The organism is Candidatus Streptomyces philanthi (assembly GCF_059553635.1).
In genome coordinates this window covers 1-7438 of the sequence record NZ_JCANQV010000278.1, presented here as the reverse complement: position 1 = coordinate 7438, position 7438 = coordinate 1, and the positions used below count along the sequence as shown (strand labels likewise).

The 7438-nt window shown below is 72.7% G+C and carries 8 protein-coding genes; 2 read left to right on the top strand and 6 right to left on the bottom strand.

The features are described from left to right. A partial coding sequence (locus AC51EU_RS24450; protein WP_496269217.1) for a glycosyltransferase family 2 protein occupies positions 1-1542 on the bottom strand: 1542 nt, incomplete at its 3' end. 439 nt (positions 1543-1981) lie between these two features. Between AC51EU_RS24450 and AC51EU_RS24445 the strand changes: the two genes are divergently transcribed. Next, positions 1982-2677, top strand: a complete 696-nt coding sequence (locus AC51EU_RS24445; protein WP_496269216.1) for a class I SAM-dependent methyltransferase — start codon at positions 1982-1984, stop codon at positions 2675-2677. A 77-nt stretch (positions 2678-2754) separates the two neighbouring features. Here AC51EU_RS24445 and AC51EU_RS24440 read toward each other — a convergent pair whose 3' ends face one another. Genes AC51EU_RS24440 through AC51EU_RS24430 form a run of 3 tightly spaced genes read right to left on the bottom strand, consistent with a single transcriptional unit; the run spans position 2755 to position 4084 of the window. Further along, complete coding sequence (locus AC51EU_RS24440; RefSeq protein WP_496269215.1) at positions 2755-2973, bottom strand: DUF397 domain-containing protein; 219 nt, start codon at positions 2971-2973, stop codon at positions 2755-2757. A 32-nt stretch (positions 2974-3005) separates the two neighbouring features. After that, positions 3006-3224, bottom strand: coding sequence for a DUF397 domain-containing protein (locus tag AC51EU_RS24435; RefSeq protein WP_496269214.1), 219 nt, complete (start codon positions 3222-3224; stop codon positions 3006-3008). Next, a complete protein-coding gene (locus AC51EU_RS24430; protein ID WP_496269213.1) occupies positions 3221-4084 on the bottom strand; it encodes a helix-turn-helix domain-containing protein in 864 nt (287 codons plus the stop codon). The genes AC51EU_RS24435 and AC51EU_RS24430 overlap by 4 nt, the downstream gene beginning before the upstream one ends. A gap of 239 nt (positions 4085-4323) precedes the next feature. On the opposite strand from AC51EU_RS24430, the gene AC51EU_RS24425 reads away from it, so the two are divergent. Beyond that, positions 4324-4818 (top strand): ATP-binding protein, encoded by a 495-nt coding sequence (locus AC51EU_RS24425; protein WP_496269212.1) that lies wholly within the window; start codon positions 4324-4326, stop codon positions 4816-4818. On the opposite strand, the gene AC51EU_RS24420 is transcribed toward AC51EU_RS24425, so the two are convergent. Both AC51EU_RS24420 and AC51EU_RS24415 read right to left on the bottom strand, forming a co-directional pair. Next, positions 4775-5719, bottom strand: coding sequence for a class I SAM-dependent methyltransferase (locus AC51EU_RS24420; protein ID WP_496269211.1), 945 nt, complete (start codon positions 5717-5719; stop codon positions 4775-4777). The two genes, AC51EU_RS24425 and AC51EU_RS24420, sit on opposite strands and share 44 nt — an antisense overlap. Positions 5720-6357: 638 nt before the next feature. Next, positions 6358-7438 (bottom strand): FtsK/SpoIIIE domain-containing protein (locus AC51EU_RS24415; RefSeq protein ID WP_496269210.1); only part of this gene is annotated, 1081 nt, incomplete at its 5' end.

The window sequence follows — 7438 nt, the reverse complement described above, 5'->3', positions numbered from 1 at the left end:
GTGGCCGGGGACGATCCGTACGCCGCCGCCCGCCTCGTGGCAGCGTGGCGCGGCCCCGGACCCGGTCTCCGCCACGTACAGCGGCGCGCTCCGCACCACCCCCGCCGAGGTGATCAGCACACTCGCCGTCCACACGCCGTCCTGCCAGTGTCCCGAGCGGCGCAGCCGGTCCGGCGGCACCGTGACCTCGAAACCCGACCAGTCGTAACAGTGCAGCTCCTGCCCCGACTCGGCGGTCGCCCGCGCCTGTGCCACCGGCCGCAGCGGCAGCAGCACCCGCCGCCTGCCCCGGGTGAGGACCAGCATCCCCCGGTAGCTGTGCCGGTGGCGGGCGCCGAGGTTACGGATGTACGCGTAGCCGCGCAGCAGCAGCGCCCCCTCCCGCCACACCGCCTCCAACACCCGCGCCCGTACGGGCAGATCACCGCGGCCGAGCCGGGTGACGCCCGGCGGCAGCGGCAGCGCGGGCTCCAGCGGCAGCGCGGCGCGGCGGCGCAGCGGCGGCCCGGTGACCAGGAAGCCGCCCGGGTTGCGCCGCTGGTGGTCCAGGAGGCGCAGCAGCGCGTCGAGCTGCCCGGTCCGCACCAGGTGCCAGCGCATCCGTGGCTCCACCGGGAGCGACGCGAACAACCGGGGGTCGATGCCCGCGAGCGTGCCACGGGCGTGCTCCAGGAACCCCTCCCGCCACTCCGCCGGGGCCGTCGGCAGCGCCTCGACGAGATCCTGGAGCCCCTCGGTGAGCTGCGCCCTGTCGTACGCGGCCCGGAACGCGGGGCCCCGCGCCGGGTCGCGCAGGAAGCGGCCGACGCGGTCCATGGCCGCGAACCGCTCCCGTACGGCGGCGGGCCGCGGCAGCGGACGGCGTCCCGGCGGCTGCGGCAGCCGCCAGTAGCAGACGTGCTCCCGCAGCACGTCGACCGCTTCGGCGAGGAAGTGGGCGGGCACGGTGACCACCGCGTCCTCGCACCACGCGCCCTCCGGGAAGGCGAACGCGTGCCGGGCCCAGAAAGCGTGGCGGAAGACCTTGTTGCGGGCGAAGTGGTCGGAGAGCAGGGTGCGGTCGGCGGTGATGTGGGTGCGCAGGGTGGTGTCGCGGTCCGCCGGGTGGTGGCCGGACTGGGTGCGGCCTTCCGGGCCGAGCCGGTAGACGTTGCCGGTCGCCAGGTCCGACCCGGACCGCTCCAGCAGCGCCGTCAGATCCTCGTACGCGCGGGGCAGCAGCACGTCGTCCGGGTCGAGGAACGCGAGGTAGGGCGTGTCGGGGAAGGCGTGCCGGGCCCCGGCGTTGCGGGCCGCGCCCCGGTCGGCGCCGGGGTCGGGAAGCGCGAGGCGCACGGTACGGAAGCGCGGGTCCCGCTCGGCGAACCGGCGGGCCAGCGCGGCACACCCGTCATCGCCCGCCCCCTCCGCCGCACTGGTCACCAGCACCACGTCCAGCGCGGCCAGCGTCTGCGCCGCCACCGACGCCAGACAGTCCGCCAGACCCCGCTCCGACCCACCGGCGCGCGGCACCGGGACAACGACGGTGATCCGTGGCTTCATCCCCGCACCAACCTTCCGACGGACGCGACACGGTGCGCGGCGTTCAACTCGCCCGGCGGCGCCCCGGTCACCACGGCTGCGCTGAAAGGGGCATGTGGGGTGGGCTGAACGGGTGAGGGGGCGTGGGGTGGTGCGGCGCCGGAGGTGCGGGACGGTGCCGACCGTGCGACGCGGGTGAGTGCCCAGGGCGGACATCCCCACGCCCCGCCGTGAGCGCGAACCCCGCCGCCCCCGCTCGCCGACCGCGCCGTTCCGGGGAGTGGCGCGGCCCGGGTCGGCGCGCCGTGCGGCACGGGTGTGGCCGGATGCCGTAGACCGTGGCGAGGACCCGTTGGCGCGGGCACGGCCCGTGCGTCCGGGGCCCTGCCGACCCACACCGCAGCCCCGGCGCCGCACGGCCCGTGCCGGGGCCCGAACCAGGGAGAGGTGTCCGCGACCGATGCCCGGCCGAACCGACAGCCCCGCAGCACCCGTCGATCCCGTAGACCCCGCCGATCCCTCCGTACCCGCCGCCCCCCTGGGACCGGCGGGCCCCGCCGCCCCCACCCATGTCTCCACCCCGGCCCACCCACGGCCCCGGCCGCGCCTCCGGCACCTGTGGCCCCCCTGGCGGCTCCGGACGCTCTCGCCCCACGCCCGCCTGCTGCGTCGCATCGGCCGGGTCCGGGTACTGGAGATCGGCTGCGGCACCGGCCACCGGCTCGCCGGCTGCGCCCCCGGCAGCGTCGGCATCGACCACGACCCGCACTCCGTCGACGCCTGCCGCGCACGCGGCCTGACCGCCTACACCGCCGACACCTTTCTCACCGGCCCGCACGCCCGCCCCGGCGCCTTCGACGCCCTGCTCTGCGCCCAGGTCCTCCACCAACTCACCGACGAACAGGCCGAGGAACTGCTGCGCGCCTACCTCCCCTACATCCGCCCCGGCGGCGGCGTCGCCCTGATCACCCCGCAGGAGGCCGGCCACCGTGACGCAGCCGTCCCCGACCGCTGCACCGACTTCACCCTCCTCCAAGGCTTCGCCGAAACCACCGGCCTCACCGTCCGCCGCACCTACTCCTCCCCCCTCCCCCGCTCCGCCGGAAAACTCCTCCCCTTCAACGCCTTCATCCTCATCGCCCAACTCCCCACCTGACCGCCCGCCCCTCCCCACACACCACCCCCGCCGCCGGAGGGTCCGACGACGGGGGCGGGGGGCGACCTCTTGGCGGGTTACCGCAGCCGGTCGTTCCGTACGGCCTCCACAAGTGCGTTGACCTGTGCGTACGAGAACAGGAGGGCCGGTCCGTGCGGGTTTTTGCTGTCGCGTACGGCGATGATCTGCTGGTTGGTGTCGAGGATGCCGAATTCGACGCACTGGGCCCCCGTGTTGGAGCGTGAGGACTTCCACCAGGTGACGGGCAGGGTGGATGCGTCGTCGATGTGGCTCACTGTCGTCCCCTGTCTTTCGATGGGCGCTTCGGCTACCGCAGACGGTTATTGCGTACGGCCTCCACAAGCGCGTTGACCTGTGCGTACGAGAACAGGAGGGCCGGTCCGTGCGGGTTTTTGCTGTCGCGTACGGCGACGGTCTGCCGCCCGGCGTCGAGGATGCCGAATTCGACGCACTGGGCTCCGGCGTCGGAGCGTGAGGATTTCCACCAGGTGGTGGGCAGGGTGGATGCGTTGTCGATGTGGCTCATAGCTGTTCCCTTATCTCTGCGATGCGTTCCATCGACCACTCCACCGGTCGTGCCGCTGCGCGCAACCGCTCGAAACCGTCCTGATAGACGGCCACCTGCTCCCGTTCCTCGACGTACAGCGCAGCCGTCAGGCTCTCGATGTGGACGACATCGAGGTCGGCGTGATCCTCGAAACCGAGAATGGTGTACGAGCCGATCTGTCCGACGTGTGGTGGAGCGTCGGTCGGCAAAATCTGGATGTTGACGTTCGGTCGTTTACCCAAGGAGAGGAGTCGACCGAGCTGTTCGTGCATCACATCTTCGCGGGCGCAGCGGGTTCGCAAAGCCCCCTCCGCAACGATCGCCCACAGGTTCAGTGGGTTTTCGCGGGTCAGAACGGACTGCCGTGCGAGCCGGATCTCTACCAAGGCGTCGATCTTTGCTTCGATGGCCTCGGACATCGCCGTCGCTGTGATGACCTCCCGGGCGTACTCGCCCGTCTGCAACAGACCCGGGAGAACGCCGCATTGCCAGGCAGAGACCGCCGTCGCCTCCGCCTCCAGGCTGATCAGGTCCTCGTACACCGGAGTCAGGACGCCTCGGTACGAGTGCCACCAGCCGCGTTGGGCGCCCTCGCGGGTGAGGGTCAGTAGTGCGGCCCTCAGTTCGTCGCTGACCTCGCGGTTGAGTTCGCCGTACAGATCGAGGAGTTTGTCCACGTCCTTCGTCTTCGCGGCGCTCTTGGCCGTCTCCAGTCGCGACAGCTTGGCCACCGTGAACCGGCCGCCGGACTTCTCTCCCACTTCCTCAAGGGTGAGTTCGCCGCGCAGAGCGCGCAGTTTTGCGCCGAGCCTGCGTCGGCGCACGGTTGGTGCGCTCACGGATGTCCCTCCCTGGACGGTGTCGTGCCCGGCCAGTGTGCCGTGTGGTGACTCCCGTGTCATCCGACCATCCCTGCGAATCGAACGGGTTTTCAGTGAGTCATGCAAATTCTCATTTTTTCTCGAACGACTTGCATCGCGAGTCGAAGAGGCGCCAATCTCTGGGCGAGAACGCGCTACATGTCCGTCCAGCGTGACGAGATTTCGCGCTGGTCAACCATGCCCAAGAGGGGATTCGCATGGCGACCATGCTCCCGAAGCGTCCGGAAAGTCCCTGCCAGCACCCTTTGGGTGGTACGTCGTCCGAGCTGAGGCTCGCGAGTGCGCCGGAGTCCGTGCGTCAAGCCCGGCAGTACGCACGGGAGTTCATCGACTCCCACGTTCCGGACATTCCCCCGGGCCGTGCTGACGATGTGCTGCTCATCGTCTCCGAGTTGGTGACCAACGCCGTGCGCTACGGCACCGAGCCGGGCGACTGCCTGCTCGTCGTGCTGGAGGCCGGCGACGACCGCGTACGCGTCGAGGTGCACGACCCCACACGTCGGCGCCCCCGGGTGAAACCCGGGAGCGCCGAGCGGGAGCGGGGGAGGGGCATGGCCGTTGTCGAGGCTCTTGCCGTCGTGTGGGAGGTCGGTGACCGGCCCCTGGGCAAAGTCGTTCGGGCGGAGGTCGCATGGCCCCCGCCCCCGGTCAGCGGGTTGCCGGGCGGGGGCGCGGGCGCTTGCGGGCGGTGACGATGGCGCGGGTGAGGACGGGCGGGAGCAGGTCCACCGCGAGGCGGCGCCACGGGCTGCGGGAGGTGCGGGCCGCCGTGGGGCGGGCCGGTGAGCGCGGTGCGGCGGGGGGTGCGGACGGGGCCGGGCGGTGGCGGGAGACCGGGTGGGCGGGTTCGTCGGCCTTCTTGGCGCTGATACGGATCAAGGGGGCGCCGTTGACGGACTGGACCTCGTGCCAGACGCCCTTGCGGCCCTTGAGCCATTCCAGCAGCGCGGCCTGTACGGGCTCGGGGTCGCCCCAGGTTCCGTAGAACTTGGTGCCGGTGACGCAGACGGGGCGCAGGCCCTCGGTGGAGACCGCCTGCCAGGTGGCGGCGGCCACCCCCGGGCAGTGCTCGGCGCGGTAGTCGTCCAGGACCACGATGCCGTCGGTGGTGAGCAGGTCGCGGACGGCGAGGATGTCGCCGTGGACGTGCTCGTACAGGTGCGAGGCGTCGATGTGGGCGAACCGGACGCTGCCGTCGGCGACATGGTCCCGGACCACCGAGCTGGGGCCCTGGACGATCTCCGGCAGCGCGTCGTGGAAGGAGAGGTAGTTGGCCTCGAAGGCGCGGCGCGTCAGGGTCGCGTAGGACTTCCGCATCTCCCGGGAGTTGGAGGCGTCCTCGGCGGGGGTGTCGAAGAGGTCGCAGACCGTGAAGCGTTCGCCGGGGCCCAGCCGGGCGCCGAGGAAGATCGCGCTTTTGCCCATGTAGGCGCCCAGTTCGAGGAGGTCACCGCTCTGCGACCGCTCGCGCTGGTACGCCAGGAGCCGGTCGAAGAGGAGTTGGTCGGCGGTGAAGAACCAGCCCTTGACGTCGGACAGCCGGGTCGGGCGGGGAAGCTGTTCGTCACTCCGGTCTGCGGTGGGGGCAGTCATGTGCGGTCGGTCTCCAGACGGTCGGCTCGGTGGGCGGTGACCAGCGATGTGGAAACGGTGAACTGCGAGGAGGGTGAACTGCGGAAGGAGAAGGAAGGGGAGAGAAGGCGGGAGGAGTCGGCGGGGCAGGGGGACGGGAACGCGGTGGTGCGTGCGGCGTCCCCGGCCTCGGTACCGGTGCGCGGTGCTCTCTGGCAGGCCCTGGCGCACGCTGTGCGGCGTGAGGTGTCCGACATCGTAAGGCACGCCGGATGAACGGAAGGTGCCGATGGGGCGGGCGGGAACACCCCGGCGCCCACCCGCCGCACCGCACGGCGGACAGCGTCCCTGGTACGGGCACCCGCAGCGCTGAATCGGTTCTGTGACAGGGCTGTTACGGGCGCTTGTGATGCGCGGCGGCACCGCCTCCGAGGGGCGTGATGCCGTGTGTCGCCGAAGGGGTACGGGCGTCCACGTCCGACGTGGCACCGGGCCCAGGTGGCCCGGGACGCGGGGCGGGGACCGGCGGTCATGGGTGCCCGCGCCTCAGCGATGCACGCCGCCCAGCACCCCCCTCCGTGACAAGCCCGAGCCCCCGCCCCCCACAGCGGCGGCGCGCTCGACGTCCAGCCCGTTTCCCGACCGTCGAGCCCCATCCCTCACAACAACGGCGGCGCCCCCGGCGCCCCCGCCGATTGGGCCGCGCGCTGGAGGGCGCTGGCGAGGAGGGCCAGGTCGGTCGGGCCGTTGCCGAGTTCGCGCAGGGGGCGGCGGGCCGGGGGGTCGCCCATGCGCTGCCACTCCAGCGGGACGACCGTGGGCCGCAGTGTCGACGTACGCGGTATCCGGCCGGTGACGCGTCCGGCCTGGAACGGGGTCGAGGAGCCGTCCTCCGCGCGGTGCAGCCGTCCCCGGCCGGGCGGGACCGGCTCGGACGGGTCCGTCGTCTCGCCCAACCGGACGCGCAGCCCGGCCCGTTCGCTCGTCGCCGTCCCCTCCGTACGGTCCGGGTGGCCGGTCGCGGCGATCAGATGGACGCCCAGGGCCGCGCCGTGCCGGGCCACCGCCTCCAGCGCCCGCACCACCGAGCCCGCCGACGGCCGGCCCGTACTGCCCAGCGCGGGCGCCACCAGTGCGTCGAAGTCGTCTACCAGGACGCACAACCGGGGCATCGGCGCCACCGCCGGCTCCTCGGGCGGCGGCGCGCCCCGCGACCGCAGCCGCAGCGTGCCGGTCGTCGACGGGTCCTGCTCCTCGGTCGTACGGCGCGGGGCGATCACCCGGGGCGCCGGCAGATGCTTGGCGCGCCACTCCCCGAACGGGGTCCCCGCCAGGACCTCCGCGCGTCGCTTCAGCTCCGACGACAGGGCCTGCGCGAACTCCCGCATCCGTACCGGGTCCGAGGCCGCGAGATACGTCGAGACGTGCGGCAGGTCGGTGCACATCCGCAGGCCCTCGCCGCGTTCACTGCCCCCGCCGTCCACCAGCACCATCGACAGCAGGTCGGGCCGCTGCGCCGAGGCCAGCGACGCGGCCAGGGAACGCAGCAGTTCCGTTTTGCCGGTGCCGGGCGCGCCCTCCAGCATCAGGTGCGGGCCGTCGGCGGCGAGGTCGGCGGAGAGCGGGCCGTGGGGGCCCGCGCCGAACACCGCGGCGGCGTCCGTCCGGCCGTCGTCGAGCGCCGCCGCCCACCGGGCCATCAGGGAAGCGGGGGTGGCACGGGCCAGGCCCAGTTCGTCC

Coding starts and splice junctions, on each gene's coding strand:
- AC51EU_RS24435 (WP_496269214.1), bottom strand. CDS start 3,224: ATGAGCCACATCGACAACGCATCCACCCTGCCCACCACCTGGTGGAAA.
- AC51EU_RS24425 (WP_496269212.1), top strand. CDS start 4,324: ATGGCGACCATGCTCCCGAAGCGTCCGGAAAGTCCCTGCCAGCACCCT.
- AC51EU_RS24445 (WP_496269216.1), top strand. CDS start 1,982: ATGCCCGGCCGAACCGACAGCCCCGCAGCACCCGTCGATCCCGTAGAC.
- AC51EU_RS24420 (WP_496269211.1), bottom strand. CDS start 5,719: ATGACTGCCCCCACCGCAGACCGGAGTGACGAACAGCTTCCCCGCCCG.